The sequence below is a fragment of the Onishia niordana genome (genome assembly GCF_004798965.1).
GTDB lineage: Bacteria > Pseudomonadota > Gammaproteobacteria > Pseudomonadales > Halomonadaceae > Onishia > Onishia niordana.
This window is the reverse complement of sequence record NZ_SDSD01000009.1, coordinates 108,936-134,343: the sequence shown is the minus strand read 5'-3', so window position 1 is coordinate 134,343 and position 25,408 is coordinate 108,936. Positions and strand designations below refer to the sequence as shown.

The window sequence follows — 25,408 nt, the reverse complement described above, 5'->3', positions numbered from 1 at the left end:
CCAACAGCTCGCCATTGACGAAGAAGGTCGGCGTCTTGCTGATCTGGTTGGCCTCGACGTCAGCCTTGTCCTGGTCGTAGACCGCCTGTGCCTCTGGTGAATTGAGCTGCTCTTCGGCTGCGGTTCTGTCCAGCCCGGCCTCGCTGGCGATCTCCATGATCGCTTCCTCATCGACACTGCCATGAGCCGCCCACTGGCTCTGGCGAGCCAGCAGCGCCTCCAGCACCGGTTGGAAGGCATCCTGACGCCTGGCGACCTCCAGCACGCGAATGGCGGTTTCGGATACGTCTCCATGGAAGGGGGTGTAGCGCACCACCAGCCGCACCTTCTCGGGGTACTCTTCCAGGATGCGTTTGGTCAGCGGGTAGAAGGCGCGGCAGGCCTCACAGGCCGGGTCGAAGAACTCCACGATCGTCACAGGTGCCTCTTCCGGCCCCAGGACCGGCGAGTGTGCACGCACCAGCGAATTCTCGGCCTGTGCCCCCTCTCGGCTGGCCGTCTCGGCGCCCATGCCCAACAGCGAGGGCCTCGACACGATCACAATGATGGCCGTCAGCATCAACGCTCCGACCAGGATAAAAGTCGCTTTTTTGTACATTCTTTCTCTCAATTTCAAAGAGTTGGGTTTAAAGCAAGCTCAGGATGCTGCTGAGTGGAGCTCAGCCGCTGATGGGTGCCTGAGCAAGCAAATATGGCGTGTTACTCATGCCCAAAAAGGTTGGCATCCTGATGAGCGTGATCAATATGCTCAAATTCCAAACTGGAGTGGCCAATGCCAAAGCGCGCTTTCAGCTGAGCTTTGATATTTACCTTGATCGCCTCGAGCTGGCGCCATCCGGCTTCCGTGATAACCACGTGGCAGTCAAGCGCGGCGGTGTTCTCCTGCATTTGCCATAGGTGAACATGATGCACATCCTCAACCCCTTGGACGTCACGCAGGGCTTCAATGACTGATTGACCATCGATATCGGGTGGCGAGCCCAACATCAGTGTCCGGACAGGGCCGCCTATCTCAGTAAAGGCGAGATAAAGAATATAGAGCGCAATGCCGATCGTAATCGCGGGGTCTACCCAGCGCATGTCATACAGCAGAATCAGTGAGCCCCCGATGATCACGGCGATGGACGCAAAGGCATCCGACAGGTTGTGCAGGAAGAGGGCGCGGATATTGACGCTATGTTTTTGCATCGACCAGGTGAGCAAGGCCGTTAGCGCATCGACAAGAAGAGCGACAATACCGATGATTACGACTATCCAGCCCTTAATCTCTGGCGGGTCGATCATGCGCATGGCGCCTTCATAAATTAGATAAATGCCAACGATAATGAGGGTGGTGTAGTTGATCAGCGCTGCGACAACCTCGATTCGGCCATAGCCAAACGTCATCTGTGAGTCGGGCGGTCGTCTCGCGATCTTGCGGGCAGCAAACGCAATGACAAGCGCAGCCATGTCGGAAAAATTATGCAGCGCATCCGCGATCAGCGAGAGGCTTCCCGCCAGGATACCCCCAACGATCTGGGCAATGGTTAATATCCCGTTGGCCCAGATGGCGATGCTCACCCGACGATCACCAGAGGTGGGATCAATGTGGGGATGATCGTGATGATGTCCCATGCGTTATCCTTGTGGTGTCACGTGATGACCCAGCAATATAAAACCTATAGCGACTCAAGCTTCAAGCCCGAACTCTGTTGAAGAGTGAGCTGGGATTAGGCGTGTGGAACTTTGCATAGTGGGCGCTGCACCAAATTGGCTACCATGTTCCATGCCCCCAGAAGGAGCCCATTGTGATACCCAAGCCTTACTCGCACGCCTGGCTGATGAGCTTGGCTTTACTGCTGATGGTGGTAACGTCAGTCCTCGCCGAGCCACAGCTGCCTGACTTCACGGAACTAATCGACGCATGCGCGTGGCCATGCGCTTCCGGGAGCCCCCCCCTGGAGCCTGTGCTCGACCGCCGCCGAATCGACCGGCCCATGAGCGCGTATCTCGCCAATGCCGGACATGACCAGCCCCTGCACGATAAGCAGCAGGAGGGTCAGGTGACCGAGGCGATGACACAGGCGGTTGAGGAGCATACGGGCAGACCAGTTCGGGGGCGAAGACCGATAGTGAGGCGCGATCTGGCCGAGTCCCCTGGGGCATTGGCACGATAGCGTCTTTGAGCTTAATCCCCCCCCAGAGGGATAGGAATACCAACAAAGAGCTGCGCATGACATCGCATACCCACCAGTCGCATCCCGACATCATCAAGCGTTTGAGTCGCGCCCGGGGACATCTGCAGAGCGTGGCCCAGATGATCAAGGACGGGCGGCCTTGCCTGGACATCGCCCAGCAGCTGCATGCAGTGGAGAAGGCGATCCAGCAGGCCAAGCGAACCCTCGTGCACGACCATATCGACCACTGCCTGGAAGCAGCGATCGGCCCCCACGACAGGGGCCGGAATCAAGACCAGCGCGCACAACTTGAAGACTTCAAGGCGATCGTTCGCTACCTGTAACCGATAACCGACAGCCACGCCTCGAGGAGGACCCGTGCTCCACGTGCTGAGTCACCGTCGTTACCGCCATTTATTCATGGCCCAGGTCACCGCCCTCGTCGGCACCGGGCTGACAACTGTCGCCCTGGCGCTGCTGGCCCATGACCTGGCGGCCGGGAAAGCGGGGATCGTGTTAGGCACGGCCCTGGCGATCAAGATGGTGGCCTATGTGGGCATCGCGCCGCTGGTCGGGGCCTATGCCTCGCGTCTGCCGCGCCGCACTCTGCTGGTCAGCCTGGACCTGCTACGGACATCCGTGGTCTGCGCGCTGCCCTTCGTCACCGAGGTCTGGCAGATCTATGTGCTGATCTTCCTGCTCAATGCCGCCTCTGCTGGCTTCACCCCGGTCTTCCAGGCGACGCTCCCGGATCTCCTCGAGGACGAGGGACAGTACACCCGGGCATTATCGCTGTCGCGGCTCGCCTATGACCTCGAGAACCTGCTCAGCCCCATGGCGGCCGCGGCGCTGCTGATGGTGATGAGCTTCGATGTGCTGTTCCTGCTCAACGGCCTGGCCTTCTTGGTCTCGGCCGGTCTGGTGGTCTCGGTGGTGTTGCCGTCGCCCCAGGCGGCGGAGGACGAGGCACCGAGCGTGTGGCGTAAGGTCTCTCACGGCATGAGGATCTACCTGAAGACGCCTCGGCTGCGCGGGCTGCTGGGCCTGAACATGGTGGTGTCGGCCGCCGGCGCCATGCAGATCGTCAATACCGTGGTCTACGTCCGCTCTACCCTGGGACTGGGCGAGCAGGCGGTGGCCATGGCCTTCGCGGCGGTGGGGGGCGGTTCGATGCTGGTGGCCCTGCTGCTGCCGAAGGTGCTGGATCGCGTGCGCGAACGCCCGATCATGCTCGCGGGCGCCGCGCTGATGACGGTGAGCTTGTTCCTCGGCCTGTTCGCGCCCGGCTTCGCCGGCCTGATGGGGCTGTGGTTCCTGCTGGGCGCCGGCGCCTCGCTGGTCATGACGCCCACTGGGCGCCTGCTCAAGCAGTCGTGCCACTCCGAGGACCGTCCGGCGCTGTTCGCCGCCCAGTTCTCGCTGTCGCATGCCTGCTGGCTGGTGGCCTATCCGCTGGCCGGCTGGGTTGGGGCCGAGGTGGGGCTGATCGAGACCTTCGCCCTGCTGGGGGCGATTGCGCTGCTGTCGACGGCGCTCGCGACCCGTGTCTGGCCGGCACGGGACCCGCTGGTCCTCGAGCATGACCACGACCCGGTGGCGCATACCTATCTGCACTATCACGACGAGCACCACCAACATGAGCATGAGGGATGGGAGGGGCCGGAACCGCATCGCCATCCCCACCATCATTCGAGAGGCCGGCATCGGCACACCTTTGTGATCGACGGCCATCACACGAGATGGCCGTCGTGACATGACAAAGAGGCTCAAGGAACGTTTGCATGAGCATTCTGCCTGACAACGTCCTTCACTCACCGGAATACCGCATCCTGGGCACAAAGATGGAAGAGCATGACCTCCACTTTCAGGTTGAAGCTCCGGTCCCTGTGGCCTGCGAGGAGTGCCGCGTAGAGGGAGAGTTCGTCAGGTTTGGCAAGCGCGATGTGGCTTACCGAGACCTGCCCATCCACGGAAAGCGGGTCACCCTCTGGGTAGTCCGTCGCCGCCACACCTGCCGGGCGTGTGGAAGGACGTTCCGGCCAGCTCTACCGGAAATGGTAGACGATCACCGCATGACGCGGAGGCTTTACAGCCACGTCGAGAAGGAGGCCTTCAACCACCCCTACGCCTATGTAGCCGATACCACCGGCCTCGACGAGAAGACTGTTCGCGAGATCTTCAAGAAGAAGGCTGAGTTCCTGGCTGCCTGGCACCGCTTTGAGACACCTCACTGCCTGGGCATCGATGAGCTTTACCTGAACCGCCGCTACCGCTGCATCCTGACCAATCTGGAAGAGCGCACCCTGTTGGACCTGTTGCCCGGTCGTCAGCAGGACGCGGTGACGAAGCGGCTCATGAGCATGACCGAGCGCGACAAGGTCGAGATCGTCAGCATGGATATGTGGAAGCCCTACCTCCGTGCCGTCCAGGCGGTGCTGCCACAGGCCCGCATCGTGGTCGATAAGTTCCATGTGGTGCGTATGGCCAACGAGGCCTTGGAGAAGGTCCGCAAGGGGCTCAGGAAGGAGCTGACGGCCAACCAGCGACGGACGCTCAAGGGTGATAGGAAGATCCTGCTGAAGCGGGCTCACGATGTCTCAGACCGCGAACGGCTCATCATGGAGACCTGGACGGGGGGCCTTCCCTCAGCTGCTGGCGGCCTACGAGCACAAGGAACAGTTCTACCACATCTGGGACTGTGCCACCCGGCGAGATGCTGAGCAGGCACTAGCTGCCTGGATTGACGACATCCCGCAGGGGCAGAAGGAGGTCTGGAAGGATCTTGTCAGCGCCGTCAGCTCATGGCGTGAGGAGATGCTGACCTACTTCGAGACCGACATCCCGATCACCAACGCCTTCACGGAGTCGATCAACCGGCTGGCCAAGGACAAGAACCGCGATGGCCGGGGCTACTCATTCGAGGTGATGCAGGCGCGGATGCTCTACACCACCAAGCACAAGAAGAAGGCGCCACAGATAAAGGAATCCCCTTTCCTGGGCAAGGCCACCATGACCTACAGCATGGGTCTCCCCGAGCCCGAGAAGAACTACGGCGTCGATCTATCAACCTTCTGGGAGAGTTAATGGTCGAAGGAGCAGGAGGCTCCATCTACCACTTAATCCGGATACCCAGAATTCTTTGATGCTGTTCAGCCGCGCCAGCAGCAAGTTGCCATCCCCGCCTCCCCGCTGAGCTAAAGGAATACCGCAAAGAACTGGAGTATTTCAGGCAGGTTGAGCAGCTAGACCGTTTGGAGCACCAGAAAACCTTGGGTACCGCACCGCTTGGTGCAGTTGATGAAAAGCGGACAACCTTTATTGGCGTTGACAGCGCCCGCTCCTGCAGGCGCAGCGCCATGATCTGCCGGGCATAAATGTGCAGGGGAGAGCGCTGGTGACTCAATGGGCTCCACAAAACCGGAACGCCAAAGGGAAAGCAGCCCGATGCTTCTGAGGAATGCGTCTTCGATTGTCGCCAGAAATAGGCAGTTCAGTGCCACATCGGCTCTGCGCCCAGTGTGACTGATGCGCTGCTGGTACTGAGATGATCGCCTTAGAGGTGAACCGCTGGGAGGGGAGTCGAGGTGGGAATTTTTAACTGCCTGACTCTACATCAGCTTGAACGGTTCAATGTCATAAATTGATGTGTGATGGTTCTCACACCTTGGAGAGATAACGTCGTGGCCGTCCGCGCCTGACCATCTGCTCCTTGTTCGTGCACGACAGCTGGACAAAGGTTTTCTTGGAGGGTAACAGGGCACTCATATAGTAATCGCTCTTGACAATGTAATCGATCACGACTCCCTTCAGAGCATCGATTTTGTCTTTTCCATGGTAGTTGATCGTCCCTATCCCCAGTTTTTTGTAGCGATGCTTGATTCGATTGCAGTTAAAGTATCTGCCTTCCCCACCCGTCACTTCGCTGTACCAATACTGCCCCACCATCTTGGCATAGTTAATATCCTGTCGATTGCCGGAACCCTTCATGATGACAACAAGATGGTAATGAAAGCCAGCCAAGACCCCGTATTCCAGCTTGCCAAAGACCGCCATCACATTGGGAGCAACTTTTCCTGACTTAAGGCTATCACTCATTAACGTCCATTCTTTCTTCACCATCTTCATGTCTTTCATAAAGTCTTCCGATTCAATAAACTTTCCTTTTCTATATCCCAAATCCACTCTAAGCACCAGTAGACGGGACCGCTGTGCAAAGCATCTATCGATAATTGCAGTTGCCGCCTTCTTTCTGTCTTTAGCCGCTCGATCAGCACGCCGTGAAAAGTCCTGGATAATCGGCCTGCTGGCCTCATCCTTGATCTCCTCCATGATCTTATTCATGACATTGACGGTCCTAGAGACTCCTCCTGCTAACACGCCATACTCCACCATTGCCCTCAATTCATACTCCCACCTCCTTGTGACCTTGTGATAAATACCGACGTAAGGATTCTTATCGACAACGCGCAGCTGTGCGCATCTCTCATCACAGCCCTTTTTCACGACTTTCAGGAATTCTTTGCCATGTAAGGATTGGAAGAGCTTCAGCTTCCCATTCTTTTTCTCCACCACCTCGAAGTGATCTTCTCGAGAGTCAAATATCCCTTTTATGACCGCTTCTGCACGACGCAGGTGTGCAATAAACTTTTTATCGGATTCTGAAAGCAGCTCTTCTTGGTCATCAGACACCTCCTCCTCGAAGAATAACTCCTCATCATTCATATCCCATTGTTGTAAGTTCTCACCTCTTGCCAGTCGCTCCTCGCCCTCCCACCACGGCACATCATTATCGCTAGGAGACTGATTCGTCCCCCAGTCCCAATCAATATTCCAGTCTTCGTCAAAAGGATGCGAATTCTCACCCGGAGATTCCTCATATTCCATACAGCACTCCATCATCGACTACACGGCTAAAAGTATCAATCTGGATATAAGACACATACTCTTTACTCAACGCTCACTATTTAAAATCCATGTACTGATATGGCTCCAGCACTGCTACAACATGACAACCCACCCTAGCACAACCCTTCGGTATAACATATAAAGCAAAAGTAAAACTAACCACCCACTTTCAACATTGCAGGCGCAGCAAGGGTTAAAACAAAAGATAATAGCCTTCGCTTATTCAGAAAATAACGTTAAAAAATCAAAACAAATCAAACGTCGAACCTAAAGCCCTGGAACTTATAGCAAGTTTATGGCATAATTTTAGAATTATTATTCAAAGGAAATCCGCAATGAGCAATAATCCCTTACCTGCCACTACATCCATATCAGAAAAGAAAGAAGGAGAATACAATCAGCACCTCACAAACAGAAACCTCATCATCCCTGACCATTACCACCAGATCTCCTCCATCCCGCTTGAAGACTATATTGAGAGGCTGAAAAGAACGCTTTGCGAAACCTATTTTCATATATCGCAAAAACCTCCAAGCATTGGCTCATCTCCATCGAAAAAAAATGAAGAAGAATTAGCAAACGTGCTCTTCCACCAAGAATACGCTTCAGCTAAAAGGAAAATACTTTCTGGCACGCCAGCTAGCGACTACCAAGAAACCTTAGAGCTTGATCTTTGTGAAAAAATCGATGATAAAATATCTATGTTTTTCTCAACTTCATTCATTTGGTTAGTTTGTTCCGACCTCCTAGCCCAAGAAGGCTTACGCGATCAATCATGGGCAGCGCTGGTTGAATTCGCATCTCTAGAGACAAGACTTGAAGACGCATGCATAGCTGAAGAAAAACGCTGGGAAAAGCTCCTTCAGCAAGAGTATGGAAGATTGGCCAACCAGAATCTAAGGCACTTGAAATATCGTCTCATAGACCTCCTGTATGAGGATTGCCCAGATAATGGATGGCCGTCAGTAAAAGTTGCCGCATACAAACTGCATGAAAAAGTACTCCAATTCCACGAGCAGAGCGATCAGCGGTCAGTAATAAAGCTGAATGAAAGTGATATTCAACGAATGATCACCAACTGGATGAACAAGAACAAAGAAGTCAACGATATCTTCAAGAAATTGAAAAAACTCTAGGTAATATCAGGATCACTCTTGGATTCCCCTTGGTTTGCAAGTAACCACCTGTCGACATCCGGCTCAGACCAGCCTTTAGATCTAGCACCAAGAGAAATCTGCACAGGGAATGTTGGGTCATATTGTGGCATCCGAGGATTAATTTTTGCATAAATTGAAGATCGACTAATGCCTATCTTTTCTACCAACTGCGCCATTCTCAGGATCTTCAGTTTTCTATCGTTGCTCATCTTCAAGTCCTCTATATCAATCAACCGACAATACGAATTGTATCGGAACCAGTTAGATAATCGAGCCGACTTGCCACCTATTCAAAAACAGGGCTCAAACACTGGATATATATCTAGAAGCCCACCATCCAGGGCGATTCCAAGCATTTTTATGCCATATTTTTCAATCACTTAATGAGGGCCGTGTGTTAATGACTACCTAATGCAAAAAATTACTGACCCTGGTCCCCTCCGCTGGTGTTATGCCTACAGGCGCATCTGCCTGGTCAGACAGATGCGAATGCGGTGCGCATACAAGCAGGAATCGGTGGTCGGCGAGCCTTGGGCAGCTGGCCGACCACTTTGCTTTCAAGCGACATCAGAACCTGGTCACCTCCGACAGGGAAATCTGGCCCTTATCCTCTGGCGACCTGCTCGGGATGGTGGATGCCATCGAGCTTGATGAGCCAAGCCTTACGCTTGTCCCACAGTCGGTAACTGCAGCCGCGAAAAGTGATGACGTGACTGTGGTGCAGCAGCCAGTCGAGGATGATAGATCCAAGGTAGCCACTTTCCCGCTTGGCTCCAGAGCCCCCGTAGTAGCCACCTTGGGCGGCCGATAGCTGACAATGCACTGCAGATGGTACGGCAGGAACCGCACCACAGGGCGCCAGCTCAACTCGGAGTGGCGGGCTAACTCCTGGCCGACATGTTGAACCCGCATGTCACCGTCGGTCACGCTGACTAAAACCGGCTCGCCTATCAGACGGCAGGGCACGCAGTAGAGGTTTGTGGCGACCTCAACGGTGGCATCGCGCTGGAAGCAACTGCCGAGTTCCACGTCTGCTCGAAGGGCGGATTGTCGTTCGGCGGTTGCAGGCTGGCCCTTTCAGCTGCGAAGCGAACCGCCGGCAGCTCACCGGTGGCGTATTGCATCCGCTGGTCGGCAATCTCACGCATCCACCAAATCAGGTAGGCCTCCAGCCCCCCTGTTGACCCCGATTAGAAATGTCCGGCCGCGATAGCGTTGCGCTGCACGTAGCCAGCGCCGCGCTCGTCCTTGCCCTTGGTACGGGGCGATACTGAGCGCTGGGCACCGGCCGGAAGCCCCAGTAGCGGGCAAAGACCAAACGCTAATCGTTGAAGGCCGCCTAGAGGCTGGCGGCATTGTGGTGGTCGACCAGTGCCCAGGCGTTATCCAGCAGTACCTGCTCTGGCACCCTACGGAGCCAATGAGCCCCTCTTCCATGCCGGCGGTCACACCAACTGACGCTCGTGACGGAAGGAGTGGGCGTAGTGTCGGCGGGGGTATCCGAGGGTAGTGACGAACAGGTAGATCTTGATCGCTTCGTTGCCGATGGTGATCTGGCGGCTGCCGAAATCGATCTGAAGCTGCTCGCGAGGTGGAGTCTCGAATCTCACCGTCGCCTTGTCTTCGGCGGCCAGCGCCTGGCAATAGGATTCGCAGGCGCGTTCCAGCGTCCGCAGGCTGACGGTTAAGACCGTGTTCGAGCTACAGGACTTGCAGCACCACGGCGGCAATGCCGATGAGCTGCAGGAGGCGGTACTGCAGACAGTGATCCAGAACATCAAGTGAACGGGTGCGCTGCAGGCTGGCCTAGGGCGCCCATCCACCCTGGCGCAGGTAGCGCTTGACGGTGTTCTTGCTGACACCGAGTTCATCGGCGATATGCCTGACGCCCCAGCTACGGGTCTTCAAGCACAGATCGGGACGGGCTCCTTGAAAATTTCTCATACAAAAATAGTTACCATGTATGTCCAGAAGCATCCAAAAGCATCTTTTATCATCTAACGACATACAAACCCAAAGTTAAAAAAAAATCATTATTCACTCCATGTTCAACCTGCTAAATTTGGCAACATCAGTAATGAAGGAGATTCAACATGTAGGAGCTTGCAGAAGACGATATAGGTGGGAAAAACACCCCTTAACGAAGCCAACCCTGCTCCAGGCTAATGACCTTCGGTCTTCACTGGCGCTATTCACCATCCACTGGGTGGATGAAAGATCAGGACGGCGGGCTTCTCATACGCCCCGACACCCTTAACACATATAAATACAACAACTTTTGGAGGAATTAGGACGATAAAACATAGCATTTCCAGCTTGGATTAATGGAAGGCCTCGAATCAAAAACCGACGCACTGGCTACAGCTTCAAGCGGAAAATAAAACTCAACTTACAGGAAAATTTATATACCAAATACGCTACACCCTGATAGTAACCGAGCGCACAGACAGCGCTACAAATAACATGCGAAGGCAAGTAAAAAACATAAACATCATGCCCTAAGAGAAAACTAAGGAACCAGCTTAATGTACGATAACCCATATCCCCTCAACCAATCCGCAACAGGGAACGGTACATATCTTCCCAATCAACCCACTAACTCCCAGATAAACTATCAGGATATCTCCTCCGCAAGCACCTGTAGATACAGCTCGAGCCAGCAACTGCCCTTTTCCCGGGCGGGACGGCCACCCAAGCCCTGCAAGGCCAACCTCATCCGGCAGATCCTTCACCAAGCCTATCGCCTTGTAGCTGATCCTAACGGCGTATATTTCCTTGTACCGAACTTCGGCGGTCCCGTACTGATGTTGGAAGCGGAGATGATTGCACCGATCATCAAGCACATAGCAGCGAGCCATGACAACCGCGACGTTTCGGACCAAAATGTCCGGGACGCGCTTGAGATCATTCGGGGGGACTACCCGGATTTTGCGGAAATCGGTAATGGACGAACCTGGCTAGACAATTACGGTAATCGATATATCGCACTGAATGGAAAAGTGATGATGCTCCCTCCGAAACAGGAGAACATGATTCAGCCAGAGCTCGCCTATCCTTACTGGCATCCCGCCAATTGTCGCCCCTTTCACACGGTGTATATCCAGGGTCCCAGTGCGATGGCCCCCTCAGGCGTGCGTATCATTGAGTCGTATGTGCCGATTCCGAAAGATCGAGACCTGCTGATCTATACGTTCATGGTGCTTTGCATGATGCCAGAACGTCAGCAGCTGGTTCTGGAACTCACAGGAGAGCTTAAATCTGGAATGGCACAACTACAAGACGTCATCAAGCGCACGCTAGATCCGGTAATCAAGGAGAATGCGATTCGTGATACACCCTCAAAGGTCAAGGACGTAGATCAAAAAGCCTGGCGGCATCATGTGCTCAACCTGGACAATGTCGAAGACGGGCTCAGTTCGGCGGTACAGCGACGTATGTTTGAGTTGCTCTGCAAAAGCAGGCTGGAATGGAAAGCTATTGGTTGCCATGAGATTACATCGAGTCTCGCTGTGCGGCGTGCTTTTTTGCTGAGCAGCCTAGAACCGGTCATCACACAACCTGAATTAGTAGAACTCACCTTGAGTCTGGAAATGCCATCACCCTCAACAGATCAGACGGGCAAGGCATCTTCCCAATGGCATACGCAGGAGAGCTTACCAGGCGAAGATCAGAGTCGCGTCTTCAATGCACTGCTTGGCATGCTCGGAAAGGCACATGCCAATATCGGCCAAGTGAGCTTGGATCGGAGAGTACCGGACGGCTGGCACGATTTCTGTCGTATCGGAATGATTGTCTCCGACACACTGACCGGCAGTGCAGAGGCCTTTTGGTCGCAATACGAGGCATATCGCAATGAGCGGCTCTGCGAGATGACTGAAGAGGAGCCGATTGCCAAGGCAGTTGTTGAATACCTGAGGATTAACGCCATCACGGAAGCCGTCGAAAATCCGGCGGGGGTCTGGCTGGCCATCTTGGGCCAGTTCCGGCCGACCTGTGTGTCGGACAGCCAATGGCCACGTGAGGCGCGCGGCCTTGGCGCAGCCTTCAAGCGTGCCGCCCCACTGCTGGATGCCCAGGGGATTACCTGCTGTAGCAACGGTAAACGTGGCTCGAAACGCCATTGGGTGATCGGTCCAAAAGGGCTCGCCATGCAGCATTTCTGACCAATCTGCATTCATCGCGTGTCGAGACTTAGGCGGTTACCTGCCAGTTTGGAGGGGGATTTTGGACCCGACCGGCTTTCTAGGTCGGAAGCCTACCCTGTATGCCTTTCAGGGTAGGCATGGGGCTCGTGGCCGTGAAGCTTGGTAGGCCGGCTCAGGCTCATGATGTTGGAGGCCTGCGGGCTCATGCGCAGTGGCCGGGCGACCAGCCAGTTGGATCTTCCCGGCGACCAGGTGGAGAATCAGAATCTCCACTTGGTCGCCTTCAATCGGCAATGTGCCGTCATCTAAGTAGCGCGTCATCACCGCCCAGCGTTTCCGACGACTACCCTACCCCCTCGCCAGGACTCGGTTCAGTGGAACGTGCCCAAGCTAAACTCCCGAGGGCGGGCCAGATGCCCAGCCCACCTGTCCATCAGCCAGATCCGCCAGGCAATGCTCGCTGAACACCGCACAGCGTCGATCCCTGGCCAACCCACGGCGATTGAGCCCCATACCAAAGGTTCCTGATGACGACCTCCTCAGAGTAAGACAGGAGAATCGATTGGTTACTGATTTCAGTCCGGACCGTTAGAAGCGGCGCGGCCAGCAGCCAGTCCTGGCGCTTGGCCTTGCGGATTCAGGTCTGGATAAGGTCGATATAGAGACCTCGCTGCTGGGCGACCTAGACAATCGAGATATCGTGCTATAGGCAATCTGCCACGATCCAGAACTTGAGATCCGGATGTGCCTTCACTGGACATATACAGAACGTCCACGACAAGACGACGTTCGCTGCTGCAAATCTCGTCTGTTGCCCACTCCTGAGGCTGTTTTTTCGAAAAACTTGGTGCCTAACGTCGTAACGTCGTGCTCAAAAACACCCGCCTCATCATCGTGTGGGTCAGCCGCGATGACTGCTGCCCGGCCTCACACTCCTGACAAGCACGTCTGGAAGGAACTCTGGCACGCTGCCGACAGGCCCATCGGAAATGGCGCTAGAACTAAAGTAGCAGAGCTGCATGTAAAGGTTCTGTTCCATTTTTTTTGAAATCTATATCACTCCTGTGAGCCAAACCTCTTCCGGGCTTCTACCGCCGTCACAGGAGACATGAAATGCCCCCACCCTGCTTACGCTGCGAGTCGCAGCGCGTCATCAACCTCGAGAGCGCCCGCAAACTCGGGATCGCGGCCGGCGCAATGGCCGGTACGCTCCAGGGCGCCTATGGGTCGCTCTACTCTCCCGGAAACCTGCTCTCTTCCAGACAATTTCCGCTCACCCGAGCCGCTGCCGCTGTCGTCGCCGGCGCATCAGGTGGCATCGCTGGAGCTGCGGCTGGCGATCGCCTAGTTGTAAACCTGTTCCCTCCCGGAGAAGGCATCCCCTGGCTCTGTCTGGGTTGTGGCCACGCGTTCCGTGAGTTGGCCTGACCCGGCACGACTCATCCTCTTATCCCATCAGCCGGCACTCAGCCGGCTTTTTTTCGTTCAGGAGATTTCTCATGGCACATCAAATCGAACACATGGCCTACGTCGGTAACACCCCCTGGCATGGCCTGGGCCAGCAGCTGTCGCGTCACCAGCCGCTGGAAGTCTGGCGGCAGCAAGCCGGCATGGATTGGCACATCGATGAATCTCCAGTGCGCTTCATTGCAGATGGCGCGGGCCACCTGGGGAGCATCCATTCCTTTCCGGAACAAAAGGTGCTCTACCGTTCCGATACCAAAGATCCGCTGTCGGTCGTCTCCCAACGCTACAAGGTGGTGCAGCCGGAAGAGGTGCTGGAGTTCTACCGCGATCTGACGGAATACGCGGGCTATGAGCTCGAGACCGCCGGGGTGCTCAAAGGCGGTCGCAAGTTCTGGGCGTTGGCCAAGAGTGGCCTGGGCGGGGCATTGAAGGGCCAGGACCAGGTCAACGACTACTTGCTGTTGGCTACGTCCTGCGATGGGTCGCTGGCCACCGTCGCTATGCCGACCTCGGTGCGGGTGGTATGCAACAACACCCTGTCCATTGCCGTGGACGGTATGTCGCAAGGGGTGAAAGTACCGCACAGCACCGAGTTCCGTCCTCAGCTGGTCAAGCAGCAGTTGGGGATATCTGTCTCACAGTGGGACGACTTCATGTATCGCCTGAAAACGCTGGCCGAGCGCAAGGTCAGCCAGGAGGAAGCGAGAGCCTACTTCCAGGCGGTGATCTGCAACGCCGAGGCGCCGCTGGAAGATCCCTCTAAATTGCCCAACGTCCGTGCCCTCAATCGCGTCCATAAGCTTTTCCAGGGTGAGGGGCGCGGCTCGCGGCTGTGCACGGCGCAAAGCACCGCCTGGGGGCTGCTAAACGCGGTCACCGAGTACGTGGACCATGAGAAGCGCGCCCGTGGTAATGATTACCGCATGGATTCCGCCTGGTTTGGCCAGGGAGCCAATCTCAAGGACAAGGCCCTGGAGTCGGCGCTTGCGCTGGTGGGCTGATTTCCCAGTAGCGACATCCCCACTCAGTCTTTCCCTCATCACGGCATAGCGCCCGGCCCCTTCAAAGGCCGGGCGTTACTGTTTCTGGAGATGCCAATGCAACCGCCCATGACGTTCGAAATGTGCCGTGTCCTGACCCAGCTGACGCGTCAGTTGCTGGAGGCCGGCGAACACGCAACAGAGACCCACGTGCTAGCCAAGGGCCGCGTCTATCGCGTGGCCCTGTCCCTTGAGCCGGTGCCTATCGAACAACTCCCTGACGTCATCCAACGCTATCGCTAACGGAGGCCATTATGGCAACCCCTATTCATCCCAAAACCGTCAACAAAGCACCGGTTACGCAAGCCATCCCGGACAGCACGGCGATCATCCAGGTGATCGAGCGGGCCGCCCTCAACCCTGAGGTCGATATCGACAAGATGGAGCGCCTGCTGCAGATGCAGGAGCGCGTGCTGGATCGCCAGGCGCTGATGGCCTATAGCGCTGCCATGGCGGCCATGCAGACCGAACTGCCCAGCATCGCCGAGCGCGGGAAAACCAACAACGGCCACTACGCCACTCTGGAAGACATCGTCGATACCGTGCGCCCGATCATGAAGACACACGGCTTCGCGGTGAGCTTTCGCATTCAGACACAGGAGCGCGGGATTCAGGTCACCGGTGTGCTCATGCATCAGGACGGCCATCGGGAAGAGACCAGCATGCTGCTGCCGGCCGATACCAGCGGCAGCAAGAACGCCGTCCAGGCATTCGGCTCGTCCACTAGCTACGGCAAGCGCTACGTGCTGTGTGCCCTGCTCAACATCACAACCCGCGGCCAGGACGACAACGGTCAGACCGCTGACCCGGTCAAGCTGGTCACCCCCTTCCAGGCCGGGCAGATCCGGCAGCTGATTGCCGCCTGTCCCCCGACGACTCAGGAATGGTTCGTCGGTAGGTACAGCGACGCCGAGCAGGTGCCACGTAGCGACTTCGACAAGCTGCGTGCCTCCCTACAGAAGCGGGCACAACCCAACCACCAACATCACTGACCGGCTGGCGAGGGGCTTCCCCTCGCTGGCTTATGCCGTGTCATCGAGAAGGAGAACGTCATGCAGATCCTGACACTGGAACAGGGCACGCCCGAGTGGCATGCCGCCCGTCTGGGCATCATCACCATGTCCGAACTGAAGACTCTGCTGGTCAAGGGCAAGGGGCCGGGAGGCTTCGGTGCCGGTGCGATGAGCTACATGCACCAGCTGATCGGTGAGCGCATCACCGGCGAGCCCTCCGATACCTTCCAAGGCAATGCTCATACACTGCGCGGCCACGAGCTGGAGCCGGTGGCCCGCGATCTTTATCACGAATCCGCTGGGCTGCCACGCCTGGAGCAGGTCGGCATCATCTTGAACCACGGAGTCGGCTATTCGCCGGATTGCCTGGTGGACAGCAATGGCCTGGTGGAAATCAAGACCAAGCTGCCCAAGTACCAGATCGAGCTACTGTTGGCCGATGAGCTGCCTCAGGAGCACGTGGCCCAATGTCAGGGCGGCTTGTGGGTCAGCGAGCGGGAGTGGATCGACTTCGCCAGCTACTGGCCGGGCATGCCGCTGTTCGTGAAGCGGGCCTACCGGGACGAGGTGATGATTCGCACCATCGCCGAGCGGGTCGAGGCGTTCTACGAGGAACTGGAGCGCCGCATGGACATGGTCATGGCGGCCTGAGGAGCAACATCATGAACCACTGCAAGCTGAGTGCCGGGGAGACCGCCGGCACATATCGCATAACCGATACTGTGACCGAAGCGGAGCTCTTGAGCATCGCCAAAGCCTTCGCTCGCCGACGACTGGCCAAGGGACGCAAGATTACCAAGCCCGGGCTGGCATTCGAGCACCTGCAGGTGCTGTTGCAAGAGTATGAGCACGAAGTATTCAGTGCCCTATTCCTCGACTGCCAGCATCGGGTGATCTGCTTCGAGGAGCTTTTCCGCGGCACCATCGATTCGGCGAGCGTCTACCCCCGTGAGGTCGTCAAGCAAGCCCTAGCCTGCAATGCTGCTGCGGTGATCCTGGTTCACAACCACCCCTCTGGCGATCCCGAGCCCAGCGATGCAGACCGACGCATCACGCAGCGGCTCACAGAAGCCTTGGGCCTGGTGGAAATCCGCATCATCGATCACATCGTGGTTGGGACAGAAGGATGCTCATCCTTTGCAGAGCTTGGATACCTCTGAACGTCAACGAAAACACAACGCCGGCGCTGCCTTCAGGGGCGGCGCCGGCTTGTAAGGGGTCGCTTTCATTTTTTGGCGCTTCGTCATTGGATGTGAAACTCGACCCATACTGGCTGGCAACGTCGGCCATGCCTGGCGCATAACAAATAGTCGTTTGAAAGATGAATATGGTCCGGGTGCTCGTGCATCCGGACCGTCGATGCATCGACTCAAGCAGTCACAATGTCACGAAGGGTTGTGCCTCACCGTCACGGAACTGGTAGATATCCCACTCTTCCTGCTTGAGCCCTGGCATACCCGGGGTGCCGATGGGCATACCCGACAAGCCCATACCGTCTGTGTCGGGTTGCTCCTCGAAGAGCCGCTCCACTGCCTCGAAGGGCACGTGACCCTCAATGACATACTCGCCCATCTCGATGGTGTGACAGGAACCCAGTCCGTAGGGAAGTCCGGCTCGCTCCTTAACCTGACCGATTGGTACGTCGTCTACGATGGCAACCCTGACGCCAAGCGCCTCAAGCTGGCGGGCATACTCGTCGCAGCAGCCACACTGGGGGTTCTTATAAAGGATAGCCTGGCCCGGCAAGCCGGCTTGGGCGGTGCCGGTGCCAAGTGACAAGGCGGCAGAGAAGAACAGCGAAGGGACGAGGCGGTTCACGAGCGATTCTCCTGAGAATGACGGAACGTGATCACATATTTGGCATAGGCGGCGGTGCCGAGGCCCAGAAACAGCATGAAGGCCAAAGGCATCAGCCAGCCCATCAAGCCCATAAGGGCGAAGCATTCGTTGCTCAACATCATGTTGTGACTCCTAACGATAATATATTACTGCCGACATGCTGGGGACATCGTGTGACAAGGGTGGGCGTCAGGATCTTGGAGGTTTGAGCGGGGGCGGGGCGATGAATTCGACCGCGGCCTGGATGCCGATGCCGATGCCGATGCCGATGCCGATGCCGATGCCGATGCCGGCCAGGGTATTCTGATAGTAGGTAATTACGAGGGGTACTGTCGAAATGGCCGCACAGACGCCACACTCGGGATCGGCGTTATTGAGCACCTTGACCTGGGCCACGTCGCAGCCGTCGGCATGGCCGTCTGGGCCGCCAGGCTGGACACCAACAGCAGCACAGCTAACAACAGCGCTAGCAAGCTTCCTCATAGGGTGAGATGCGGTTGTCTGGCCTGACCGGTCATGGCGATTTCCTCGTTATCGCGAGGCCATTCTGCGCTAGGCGGGCGAGTAACCATATCTATCCAGCACAACCCGGAGCGATATCAAGAAACGCTCCACGCCTGGCGGAGTGCGCAGAGGAATTGGGGAGCGTTAGGGGAGCGTTACTGCGCTGCGTTGCCCCGCCGCATCCGCTCTCGCTGCTCGTCTGTCAGCAGGTCCTGCATCTGGTTACGCATGCGTACCTCGTCTGCCATCATCTCGCCGTGCAGATCAGCCATCTGACCATGGAGTGTCTTTACCTCCTCTGAATCCGGACGATCAGCCTGCATAAGCAGCAGCATCTCCTCGCGCAGGTTCATCATCTCACCCATCCGCTCAAAGTGGGCGGAACGATGTGCCTTGCGCATTTCGCGCAGGGTGCTCAGCTGCTCGTCGTCGAGCATTGCTGCCGCGCCGCCCATGGCTCCCATACCGCCCATCAGGGGACAGGGCATCATGCCACCTTGGCCACCGCCCATCATCATGCCGGGGCCCATGCCACCTTGGCCACCGCCCATCATCATGCCGGGGCCCATGCCACCTTGGCCGCCGCCCATCATCATGCCGGGGCCCATGCCACCTTGGCCACCACCCATCATCATGCCGGGGCCCATGCCACCTTGGCCGCCGCCCATCATCATGCCGGGGCCCATGCCAGCTTGGCCGCCGCCTATCATCATGCCGCCAGCTCCCTGGGTGCCTTGATGCATCCCGTGAGCAGAAGCGGCACCGCTGGTGGCGATGCCCAGACCAGCGGCCAGCGCAATGGCGATTACTTGCTTATAGTTGATCATGGTCTTTCTCCTATTTTTGATGATCGCAGTGACGACGACTTCTTTGGTTGGGCAAGGGGCATGAACTACCGTTATGAACTTACAACCTATGTGCACCCCCCAAGTCAAGGTGTTCAGTGAGACAGTGAGCGGCAACGGTTTCAGCTTCGTTTCAGGTTGATGCGAAGAAATGGACCCTTCCACTGACGCCAACGGAGGTATCCACATACGCAAGACATTACTGGCGATCGCACTCGGCTAGTCGGCCACCGCAGCGTGGCCGGCGGCACTAAAGGTGGTAGTGACCAGAGTAGTCAGGCCACGGCCCAGGTGGACCGCACCATCAGCTTCGAGACCGGTGACATGTGGTTCACGCCCGGCGAACGGGTGTCTGCCCTGATCACCGCTGATGCCGAGGGCAGCTGGGCCTTCCACTGTCACCTGCTCTATCACATGGATGCCGGCATGTTCCGGGTCGTCAAAGTCGCGTAAGGAATGTTCATGAAGTCCAAGACTGTCGTTATCGGTACCGGTTCTACCCTCGCCATACTGGTGGCCGCTGGCGCTCAGGCCAGCGATGGCTACGATGCCCCGGCGAACTGGCCATCGCCGATGGCCGAACACTCACGGGGCTCGATACTCGTCGATCGCTTGGAATATGCTTCCCTCGACAAGGGCGAGGATGCCCTATACTCCAGCCTTCACTCGACACTCTGCATGGCATGGTATGGCTAGATAAAAATGACGGCTAGGTCATATCAAATCAATTTTGTGTATTTTCAGTGCCGTTTCAGCTTTCCCCTCCATGCTAGTTCTTGCCAAACAGCCAAGGAGGTCAATCATGAAACGTTATGCCACTATTCTCGGTGCTACCATGCTAGGTCTATTTTCAATGACGACCTTTGCCGTCACCGGTAATCAGACGTCAGAGCTATTGATGTTGAACGAGGGAGAGAGTGATAGCCAGATCATATCTTCCAACCCCAAACGCTATAGAATTCAAGTAATCGATGAGAGCATCGTACAGCTCAGTAGCGAGCACCTGGCCAGCGACTCTAGTGCTAGCGTCAATATCCAGGGAAGTCTATACGACGAAGAAGGGCGCCTCGTCTCCAAGGACTCAGATCAACGAGGTCACTTCCTGATTACCAAACGAGTAGCGCCCGGAACCTATATTCTGGAAGTGGAAGGGAATGCGATGGGAAGCCCTGATGAAGTTTCCAAGCGCTATAACCTGCACTTGGACTTCGAATAAAGCTAGCCAATTAGTTCGTCACCGACTAGGCCGATCGTTGCTGGCCTCGTCATTGCCAGATGTCTCTTCAACGCTAGCTGCGTTGAAGAGACATACTCCACCCCTAGAAGCACACTTTGGCTGCTACCAAAATAGCACCAGACCAGATCATGGGAGGGAAAGTCCCCCCTCACTGCTCGACACACCGCGACCTCACTTGCCTATTCAGGCTATATCCAGAAAAGTCGCCCATACTGACCCCTTTCATGAAACACGGGGAAAGTGCACGCACAAAATCAAACCCTCGATTGCTGAAATATGACCTTTAACGACCATGGCTTGACCTTGGGGATAACACCAAGGTATTGGAGCCAGAAGAGTAGTTATTGATCACAATCATTATTCGGCCCCAAGTCGTCTCCTGCTCGATATGGCCAACGATCTAAAGCAAGCCGGGCAGCATTAGAGTTACTGACATGACGTCACGCCGAGACGACCATTGTCACGAAGAAACCTCGACACTGGCGCCGGCCCGATCGAGGACACTACGGCTGAAGCTATCCGCGCCCTGTATGAGGAAGGCATCCGCATCGTCATGCTCACCGATGACAGCGAGACCAAGGCTCAGGCCGTGGCGAAGGAGCTGGGAATCGACGAGATCATCGCCGGGGTGCTGCCGGAGCAGGTCAAGGCACTGCAGGCCGAGGGGCGCTTCGTCGCCATGGCCGGCGACGGCATCAACGATGCCCCGGCGCTCGCCCAGGCCCGGGTCGGCATCGCCATGGGCACCAGCACCGATGTGGCCATGGCAAGCGCCAGCGTCACGCTGGTCAAGGGTGACCTGATGGGTATCGTACGCGCTCGCCGCCTTAGACGCGCCATCATGCGCAATATCAAGCAGAATCAGATCTTGCCTTCGGCTACAACAGCCTGGGCATACCCATCGCCGCCGAGGTGCTCTACCCCGCCGTCGGCCTGCTGATGTCTCCGACCATTGCCTCCGTGACAATGTCATTCAGCTCGTTCTCGGTGGTGGGCAATGCCCTGCGTTTACACGAACCGAAGATTAAACCATGAGAGTAGGCAAGCCTCCCATGACCGTTGACAAACACTGACGAATGGATACGGCGGTCGACATGCAGGACCAGTAGGATGAGACGGTAAGCTACGTCGCCGACAAGGCCTACTTTGTAACAAGGGCCTCACCTCCAGCCTTCTATAGCTGCAATGAAAAAGCTGGCAGGTAATCGGCTCGGGAGCTCTAATAGCCGGGAGACAACCATTCCAGACCCGACACCCATATAAAAAAGACTACGACCATAGTGACACCAGCGCTATGTCTCGCTCAGCAAACGATTCTCACGAGCCGGCATATGACGGCCACGACCATAACCTTGGAGACATGACCGCCATGAGCGGGCACAAGCCAGCTTCCTCAGGCTCCTCCTCGGCAGACGCAGAGCTCCAGTTGGCCGACTCGCGCCAGGGTGGCTCCCAGGGACACCATGAGCAGGATGCCTCGTTCTCACCACAATCCACTAACGACCACTATGCGGACGGCCACACGCATTGAGGCCCTCTGGCTCCTCCTTCCCGCCAGCCTTGCCCCGGGTGATTGCATCTTCCGGGGCAACCGGAGTTCAATGGGAGCCGACATATTGAGGAGTCCGTCATCACACCCTCGCGCCTGGCCCCTCATCAAGGCGGCCATCGCCGTGAATGACCACATACATCAGCCCGCCGCCGACCCCGAAAGCCTGAGCCATCCCAACAGGCACCAGACCCGTTGCCTGTCACCTGACGACCGTTACCTTTCAGGACAGCCACTCATCGGAACTGCGCCGTGTCCACCGACACCACCATGGGGCACATGGGCTGGCTGGGTTGGCTACGTCCTTTTGCTTCTAGTTTTCGGCATTGCCACCCTCATCAAATATCTGTTTACCTCCGACAAGGGAGATCGCTCATGAAACTCACCATGCCTCACCTGCTGCTGGCGACCGGTCTGCTGCTGGGCGCCACCACCGCTCATGCTGCCCTGCCGGACGAGGCCACACTCTACAAGAATCCCCAGTGCGGCTGCTGCGATGGTTATGACCGCCACCTGCAACGAACGGGTATCGACGTCACCATCGTCGATGACAAGGGCTTGAGCGCGATCAAGAAGGCGGCAGGCGTCCCCTTCGGCCTCGGCGCCTGCCACACCATCATCATGGACGACTATGTGATCGAGGGGCATGTCCCCCTGGCAGCAGTAGAAGCGCTCTTCGAACAACAACCCGACACCAATGGCATCGGACTGGCCGGCATGCCGAGTGGCACGCCAGGCATGCCGGGGCCGCAGATGGAGCCCTATGAGGTCTACCAGTTCCGGGACCACCAGGAGTCGCCCTTCATGGCCCTATAGCGCGACCCGCATGATACCCCGCCGGACACCTATCAAGAGACAGCCGGCGGGCGTCCGGCATCCTCCGTCCAGGGACCGGAGTGACCTCGCTCTAGTCACTGGCGTTCCTGTGAGGAAAAGATGCCTCGCCGCTTGGAAGATGAGGCCGGATAATCACTGGTTCATAGCTGAGACCTTTTCGGCATTCAGCCCAAATTCAGCTTGATGACTTATAAACGGACCTGTCAATTGATCCAATGGAGCTATCCATATGCGCAAGACAATCCTAGCAACGACCCTGATCCTCGCCTCTACCGCGGTCCTGGCCAGCGGCGAACATGGCAGTGAGAATCCCGCTCAGGTGGACCGCACCATCAGCTTCGAGGCCGGTGACATGTGGTTCACGCCCGGCGAACTCGCTATCGCACCGGGGAAGACGGTGAAGTTCGAGATCACCAACACCGGCAACCTCGAGCACGAGTTCGTGATCGGCGACGCCGCCGCTCAGGAGCAACACCGCGAAATGATGCGCGAGATGGCATCGGGCGGCGGCCACGACATGTCCGGTGGACATGGTGACGGCGGGCACGGCGGCGGCATGCCCTCCGTGACCATCGCCCCGGGTGAGACCGCGACACTGGTGTGGACCGCCCCGCAGGACACCGATAAGGTCGAATTCGCCTGCAATATTCCGGGCCACTACGAGTCAGGCATGAATGGAGAGATCAACTTCCAGGGATGAAAGCATGAAGCTGTTGCTCGTCGAGGACGATGACCTGCTGGCCGAGAGTCTGGCAGAGACCCTGCAGGACGACGGCTACAGCGTCGATACGGCCACACGCATGCGTGTGGCCGACGCGTTGATGGCCACGGAAGACTATGCCCTCGCCATCCTCGATATCGGCCTGCCCGACGGTTCTGGCCTGGACCTGCTGCAACGCTGGCGGGAACATGGTCATCGCTTGCCCATCCTGGCGCTGACTGCACGGGACACCTGGGAAGACAAGGTCGTGGGGTTGCGGCGCGGAGCCGACGATTACATGACCAAGCCCTTTCACGAGGCCGAGCTGCTGGCTCGATTGCATGCCCTACTGAGGCGACAGGCCGGGGGGCTGACCCAGTGCTTGACCGTCAATGGGGTGCAACTGGATGAGCAGACCCAGGCAGTCAGCACCGATGGCGCGACCTGGCAGTCCCTGACCGCCACCGAATTTCGGCTACTGCGCTACCTGATGCATCACCCGGATCACGTGCACTCCAAGGTGCGGCTGCTCGACCAGCTCTACACCCTGGATCAGGATGCCCCCGCCCCGAACCTGGTCGAGGTCTATATCGGCCGGCTGCGCCGCCGGCTTGGCAATCACATCATCCAGACGCGTCGCGGCCAGGGCTATGTCTTTGCTTCGCGTTGATCGTCGTAGCCTGCGCTTTCGCCTATCCCTATGGCTGGGTGGCGTGGCCCTGATCGCCGTCGCCATCACCTGGCTGCTGCATGGCATCCTGCTGCGCGACCTAGCTCGCGACTTCCTCGGCGATCGCCTGCGCCAGGAAGCGCACTACACGCTGCAACGGTTGCGTCAGGAACAATCCCAGGTGAAACCCTGGCTGGACTCCGCCAGCCTGACCTCGCAGATGTTTCATCATCTCTATGTGCTGCGGCTGGATGGCACGGTCAGCACCTCCCACCCCGGCTGGCTGACCAACCTTTCCCCCTACCTGGAGGGCGAAGACGATACCCTGCTCGAGGTGCAGTGGCAGGGCCGCCACCTGCTGCTCTATCGTGAGGTCTTTACCCTGGAAGACGGCGCCGCCGGCACCTTGTTGATCGGCGAGGACTTCGCCGAGGTGGAAGCCGGCCTGGCCACCCTGCACTGGTGGGTCGGTGGCATCGCGGGCCTGGTACTGCTCCTGCTGATTACGCTCAACCTGGTCGCCGTGAATGCAGGACTGTCACCCCTGGTTCGGCTTCAGCGGCAACTCGATGAACTGCGTGCGGGGTATCGCGAGCGCCTGCAGTTGGACACGCCATCAGAACTCGATGGCCTGGTCGGTCAGCTCAACCGCTTCATGGACGAGCAGGACAAGCGACTCAAGCGCTCGCGGGACGCCGTCGCCAACCTCTCTCATGCACTAAAGACGCCCCTGGCGGCCGTCACGCAGGTGCTAAGAGGCTCTCGCCCCATCGATGGCGATCGCCGCCTGAAGCTATTGACCCGCCTGGAGGACATGCAGGCTCAGCTTGACGCGGAGCTGCGTCGTTCACGCATCGCCGGCCCCTATGCCGGCCAGCTCACCCGCGTCCGGAAGGAGGCCGAGCAACTGATCGAGATGTTCGCCACCCTGCACCCCGACAAGCGCTTTCACCTTGATGGACTGCAGGATGGTCGGGCCACGGTCAGCGTCGAGCGCCAGGACTTCACCGAGATGCTGGGGATCGTCCTCGACAATGCCGGGAAATGGGCGCAGCGCGACGTTCACTGTCGCCTGAGCGTGACGACGACGCTGACGCTGGTCATCGAGGATGACGGTCCCGGCGTGGCAAGGGCGGATCTCGCCCAACTGGGCCGACGCGGGCTCCGCCTCGACGAAGGGCGCCCGGGTCATGGCCTGGGGCTCTCGATCCTTCGGCAGCTGGTCGAGCAGTATGAGGGGCGCGTGACCTTCGCCGCGGCGGTCGCGGGGGGCCTGGCCGTCACCATCGTGCTGCCAACCGCCACAGCACGCGTAAATTCCTCCAGCGACTCAGGCTAGATTCA

The 25,408-nt window shown here is 57.5% G+C and carries 27 protein-coding genes and 1 pseudogene; 18 read left to right on the top strand and 10 right to left on the bottom strand.

The window, feature by feature from the left end; translation table 11 throughout:
• On the bottom strand, positions 1-559 hold a 559-nt coding region (locus ETC27_RS15310), incomplete at its 3' end, for a DsbA family protein (protein ID WP_240724948.1).
• A 140-nt stretch (positions 560-699) separates the two neighbouring features.
• The gene (locus ETC27_RS15305; RefSeq protein WP_136246712.1) at positions 700-1,614 is read right to left on the bottom strand and encodes a cation diffusion facilitator family transporter; all 915 of its coding nucleotides are present in this window, start codon (positions 1,612-1,614) and stop codon (positions 700-702) included.
• A gap of 598 nt (positions 1,615-2,212) precedes the next feature.
• Here ETC27_RS15305 and ETC27_RS15300 point away from each other — a divergent pair.
• The 3 genes and pseudogenes from ETC27_RS15300 to ETC27_RS15290 all read left to right on the top strand — a co-directional run bounded on the left by ETC27_RS15300 (position 2,213) and on the right by ETC27_RS15290 (position 5,240).
• Positions 2,213-2,500, top strand: a complete 288-nt coding sequence (locus ETC27_RS15300; protein WP_112056432.1) for a metal-sensing transcriptional repressor — start codon at positions 2,213-2,215, stop codon at positions 2,498-2,500.
• 34 nt (positions 2,501-2,534) lie between these two features.
• Positions 2,535-3,908 carry an MFS transporter gene (locus ETC27_RS15295; RefSeq protein ID WP_136255832.1) on the top strand — a complete coding sequence of 458 codons (1,374 nt, stop codon included), beginning with the start codon at positions 2,535-2,537 and terminating at the stop codon, positions 3,906-3,908.
• A gap of 29 nt (positions 3,909-3,937) precedes the next feature.
• A pseudogene (locus tag ETC27_RS15290) lies at positions 3,938-5,240 on the top strand (ISL3 family transposase).
• 573 nt (positions 5,241-5,813) lie between these two features.
• Here the strand turns inward: ETC27_RS15290 and ETC27_RS15285 are convergent.
• Positions 5,814-7,040, bottom strand: a complete 1,227-nt coding sequence (locus ETC27_RS15285) for a YagK/YfjJ domain-containing protein (protein ID WP_168709077.1) — start codon at positions 7,038-7,040, stop codon at positions 5,814-5,816.
• 356 nt (positions 7,041-7,396) lie between these two features.
• Here ETC27_RS15285 and ETC27_RS15280 point away from each other — a divergent pair, with 356 nt between their 5' ends.
• The gene (locus tag ETC27_RS15280) at positions 7,397-8,197 is read left to right on the top strand and encodes a hypothetical protein (protein ID WP_136246714.1); all 801 of its coding nucleotides are present in this window, start codon (positions 7,397-7,399) and stop codon (positions 8,195-8,197) included.
• Here the strand turns inward: ETC27_RS15280 and ETC27_RS15275 are convergent.
• The 3 genes from ETC27_RS15275 to ETC27_RS17340 all read right to left on the bottom strand — a co-directional run bounded on the left by ETC27_RS15275 (position 8,194) and on the right by ETC27_RS17340 (position 9,828).
• On the bottom strand, positions 8,194-8,427 hold the full coding sequence (locus tag ETC27_RS15275) for a helix-turn-helix transcriptional regulator (RefSeq protein ID WP_112056424.1): 234 nt from the start codon (positions 8,425-8,427) through the stop codon (positions 8,194-8,196). The two genes, ETC27_RS15280 and ETC27_RS15275, sit on opposite strands and share 4 nt — an antisense overlap.
• A 358-nt stretch (positions 8,428-8,785) precedes the next feature.
• On the bottom strand, positions 8,786-9,247 hold the full coding sequence (locus ETC27_RS18445; protein ID WP_425340074.1) for a Mu transposase domain-containing protein: 462 nt from the start codon (positions 9,245-9,247) through the stop codon (positions 8,786-8,788).
• Positions 9,248-9,663: 416 nt separating this feature from the next.
• Positions 9,664-9,828: a hypothetical protein gene (locus ETC27_RS17340; protein WP_168709076.1), complete on the bottom strand. Its 165-nt coding sequence runs from the start codon at positions 9,826-9,828 to the stop codon at positions 9,664-9,666.
• A gap of 915 nt (positions 9,829-10,743) precedes the next feature.
• On the opposite strand from ETC27_RS17340, the gene ETC27_RS15270 reads away from it, so the two are divergent.
• The 6 genes from ETC27_RS15270 (at position 10,744) to radC (ending at position 17,043) form a co-directional block, all read left to right on the top strand.
• Positions 10,744-12,381: an AICE-type RepA C-terminal domain-containing protein gene (locus tag ETC27_RS15270; RefSeq protein WP_136255830.1), complete on the top strand. Its 1,638-nt coding sequence runs from the start codon at positions 10,744-10,746 to the stop codon at positions 12,379-12,381.
• 1,481 nt (positions 12,382-13,862) lie between these two features.
• Entirely contained in the window at positions 13,863-14,831 is a 969-nt protein-coding gene (locus ETC27_RS15265; protein ID WP_136255829.1) for a DUF932 domain-containing protein, read from the top strand.
• Between the two features lie 96 nt (positions 14,832-14,927).
• A complete protein-coding gene (locus tag ETC27_RS15260) occupies positions 14,928-15,113 on the top strand; it encodes a hypothetical protein (protein WP_112056415.1) in 186 nt (61 codons plus the stop codon).
• Between the two features lie 11 nt (positions 15,114-15,124).
• Positions 15,125-15,862, top strand: coding sequence for an ERF family protein (locus ETC27_RS15255; protein WP_112056413.1), 738 nt, complete (start codon positions 15,125-15,127; stop codon positions 15,860-15,862).
• Positions 15,863-15,922: 60 nt separating this feature from the next.
• The gene (locus ETC27_RS15250) at positions 15,923-16,534 is read left to right on the top strand and encodes a lambda exonuclease family protein (RefSeq protein WP_136255828.1); all 612 of its coding nucleotides are present in this window, start codon (positions 15,923-15,925) and stop codon (positions 16,532-16,534) included.
• An 11-nt stretch (positions 16,535-16,545) separates the two neighbouring features.
• Entirely contained in the window at positions 16,546-17,043 is a 498-nt protein-coding gene (gene radC / locus ETC27_RS15245; protein WP_112056409.1) for a RadC family protein, read from the top strand.
• 217 nt (positions 17,044-17,260) lie between these two features.
• On the opposite strand, the gene ETC27_RS15240 is transcribed toward radC, so the two are convergent.
• The 4 genes from ETC27_RS15240 to ETC27_RS17445 all read right to left on the bottom strand — a co-directional run bounded on the left by ETC27_RS15240 (position 17,261) and on the right by ETC27_RS17445 (position 19,053).
• Entirely contained in the window at positions 17,261-17,701 is a 441-nt protein-coding gene (locus ETC27_RS15240; RefSeq protein ID WP_136255827.1) for a DUF411 domain-containing protein, read from the bottom strand.
• Positions 17,698-17,844, bottom strand: coding sequence for a hypothetical protein (locus tag ETC27_RS17630; protein WP_168709075.1), 147 nt, complete (start codon positions 17,842-17,844; stop codon positions 17,698-17,700). The genes ETC27_RS15240 and ETC27_RS17630 overlap by 4 nt, the downstream gene beginning before the upstream one ends.
• A gap of 67 nt (positions 17,845-17,911) precedes the next feature.
• Positions 17,912-18,205, bottom strand: coding sequence for a hypothetical protein (locus ETC27_RS17330; protein ID WP_168709074.1), 294 nt, complete (start codon positions 18,203-18,205; stop codon positions 17,912-17,914).
• A gap of 176 nt (positions 18,206-18,381) precedes the next feature.
• Positions 18,382-19,053, bottom strand: a complete 672-nt coding sequence (locus ETC27_RS17445; protein ID WP_240724947.1) for a Spy/CpxP family protein refolding chaperone — start codon at positions 19,051-19,053, stop codon at positions 18,382-18,384.
• A gap of 255 nt (positions 19,054-19,308) precedes the next feature.
• Between ETC27_RS17445 and ETC27_RS17625 the strand changes: the two genes are divergently transcribed.
• The 8 genes from ETC27_RS17625 to ETC27_RS15190 all read left to right on the top strand — a co-directional run bounded on the left by ETC27_RS17625 (position 19,309) and on the right by ETC27_RS15190 (position 25,403).
• Positions 19,309-19,524 carry a multicopper oxidase domain-containing protein gene (locus ETC27_RS17625; protein ID WP_276605706.1) on the top strand — a complete coding sequence of 72 codons (216 nt, stop codon included), beginning with the start codon at positions 19,309-19,311 and terminating at the stop codon, positions 19,522-19,524.
• Between the two features lie 9 nt (positions 19,525-19,533).
• Positions 19,534-19,767 carry a hypothetical protein gene (locus ETC27_RS15220; protein WP_136255824.1) on the top strand — a complete coding sequence of 78 codons (234 nt, stop codon included), beginning with the start codon at positions 19,534-19,536 and terminating at the stop codon, positions 19,765-19,767.
• Between the two features lie 106 nt (positions 19,768-19,873).
• Positions 19,874-20,287, top strand: a complete 414-nt coding sequence (locus tag ETC27_RS15215) for a hypothetical protein (RefSeq protein WP_112056401.1) — start codon at positions 19,874-19,876, stop codon at positions 20,285-20,287.
• 478 nt (positions 20,288-20,765) lie between these two features.
• Positions 20,766-21,248 (top strand): HAD-IC family P-type ATPase, encoded by a 483-nt coding sequence (locus ETC27_RS15210; protein ID WP_276605705.1) that lies wholly within the window; start codon positions 20,766-20,768, stop codon positions 21,246-21,248.
• 984 nt (positions 21,249-22,232) lie between these two features.
• The gene (locus tag ETC27_RS15205) at positions 22,233-22,673 is read left to right on the top strand and encodes a DUF411 domain-containing protein (protein ID WP_240724945.1); all 441 of its coding nucleotides are present in this window, start codon (positions 22,233-22,235) and stop codon (positions 22,671-22,673) included.
• Between the two features lie 250 nt (positions 22,674-22,923).
• On the top strand, positions 22,924-23,394 hold the full coding sequence (locus tag ETC27_RS15200; protein WP_136246719.1) for a cupredoxin domain-containing protein: 471 nt from the start codon (positions 22,924-22,926) through the stop codon (positions 23,392-23,394).
• Between the two features lie 4 nt (positions 23,395-23,398).
• Complete coding sequence (locus ETC27_RS15195) at positions 23,399-24,064, top strand: response regulator transcription factor (RefSeq protein ID WP_136246720.1); 666 nt, start codon at positions 23,399-23,401, stop codon at positions 24,062-24,064.
• A complete protein-coding gene (locus tag ETC27_RS15190) occupies positions 24,045-25,403 on the top strand; it encodes an ATP-binding protein (RefSeq protein WP_112056394.1) in 1,359 nt (452 codons plus the stop codon). Before ETC27_RS15195 ends, ETC27_RS15190 begins: the two co-directional genes overlap by 20 nt.
• Positions 25,404-25,408 lie beyond the last annotated feature (5 nt).

Bases quoted from the DNA above. Each gene is read 5' to 3' on its own strand.
- ETC27_RS15305 (WP_136246712.1), bottom strand. From the start codon at position 1,614: ATGGGACATCATCACGATCATCCCCACATTGATCCCACCTCTGGTGAT.
- ETC27_RS15300 (WP_112056432.1), top strand. From the start codon at position 2,213: ATGACATCGCATACCCACCAGTCGCATCCCGACATCATCAAGCGTTTG.
- ETC27_RS15285 (WP_168709077.1), bottom strand. From the start codon at position 7,040: ATGGAATATGAGGAATCTCCGGGTGAGAATTCGCATCCTTTTGACGAA.
- ETC27_RS15280 (WP_136246714.1), top strand. From the start codon at position 7,397: ATGAGCAATAATCCCTTACCTGCCACTACATCCATATCAGAAAAGAAA.
- ETC27_RS15275 (WP_112056424.1), bottom strand. From the start codon at position 8,427: ATGAGCAACGATAGAAAACTGAAGATCCTGAGAATGGCGCAGTTGGTA.
- ETC27_RS15270 (WP_136255830.1), top strand. From the start codon at position 10,744: ATGTACGATAACCCATATCCCCTCAACCAATCCGCAACAGGGAACGGT.
- ETC27_RS15265 (WP_136255829.1), top strand. From the start codon at position 13,863: ATGGCACATCAAATCGAACACATGGCCTACGTCGGTAACACCCCCTGG.
- ETC27_RS15260 (WP_112056415.1), top strand. From the start codon at position 14,928: ATGCAACCGCCCATGACGTTCGAAATGTGCCGTGTCCTGACCCAGCTG.
- ETC27_RS15255 (WP_112056413.1), top strand. From the start codon at position 15,125: ATGGCAACCCCTATTCATCCCAAAACCGTCAACAAAGCACCGGTTACG.
- ETC27_RS15250 (WP_136255828.1), top strand. From the start codon at position 15,923: ATGCAGATCCTGACACTGGAACAGGGCACGCCCGAGTGGCATGCCGCC.
- radC (WP_112056409.1), top strand. From the start codon at position 16,546: ATGAACCACTGCAAGCTGAGTGCCGGGGAGACCGCCGGCACATATCGC.
- ETC27_RS17630 (WP_168709075.1), bottom strand. From the start codon at position 17,844: ATGATGTTGAGCAACGAATGCTTCGCCCTTATGGGCTTGATGGGCTGG.
- ETC27_RS17330 (WP_168709074.1), bottom strand. From the start codon at position 18,205: ATGAGGAAGCTTGCTAGCGCTGTTGTTAGCTGTGCTGCTGTTGGTGTC.
- ETC27_RS17445 (WP_240724947.1), bottom strand. From the start codon at position 19,053: ATGATCAACTATAAGCAAGTAATCGCCATTGCGCTGGCCGCTGGTCTG.
- ETC27_RS15220 (WP_136255824.1), top strand. From the start codon at position 19,534: ATGAAGTCCAAGACTGTCGTTATCGGTACCGGTTCTACCCTCGCCATA.
- ETC27_RS15215 (WP_112056401.1), top strand. From the start codon at position 19,874: ATGAAACGTTATGCCACTATTCTCGGTGCTACCATGCTAGGTCTATTT.
- ETC27_RS15205 (WP_240724945.1), top strand. From the start codon at position 22,233: ATGAAACTCACCATGCCTCACCTGCTGCTGGCGACCGGTCTGCTGCTG.
- ETC27_RS15200 (WP_136246719.1), top strand. From the start codon at position 22,924: ATGCGCAAGACAATCCTAGCAACGACCCTGATCCTCGCCTCTACCGCG.
- ETC27_RS15195 (WP_136246720.1), top strand. From the start codon at position 23,399: ATGAAGCTGTTGCTCGTCGAGGACGATGACCTGCTGGCCGAGAGTCTG.
- ETC27_RS15190 (WP_112056394.1), top strand. From the start codon at position 24,045: ATGTCTTTGCTTCGCGTTGATCGTCGTAGCCTGCGCTTTCGCCTATCC.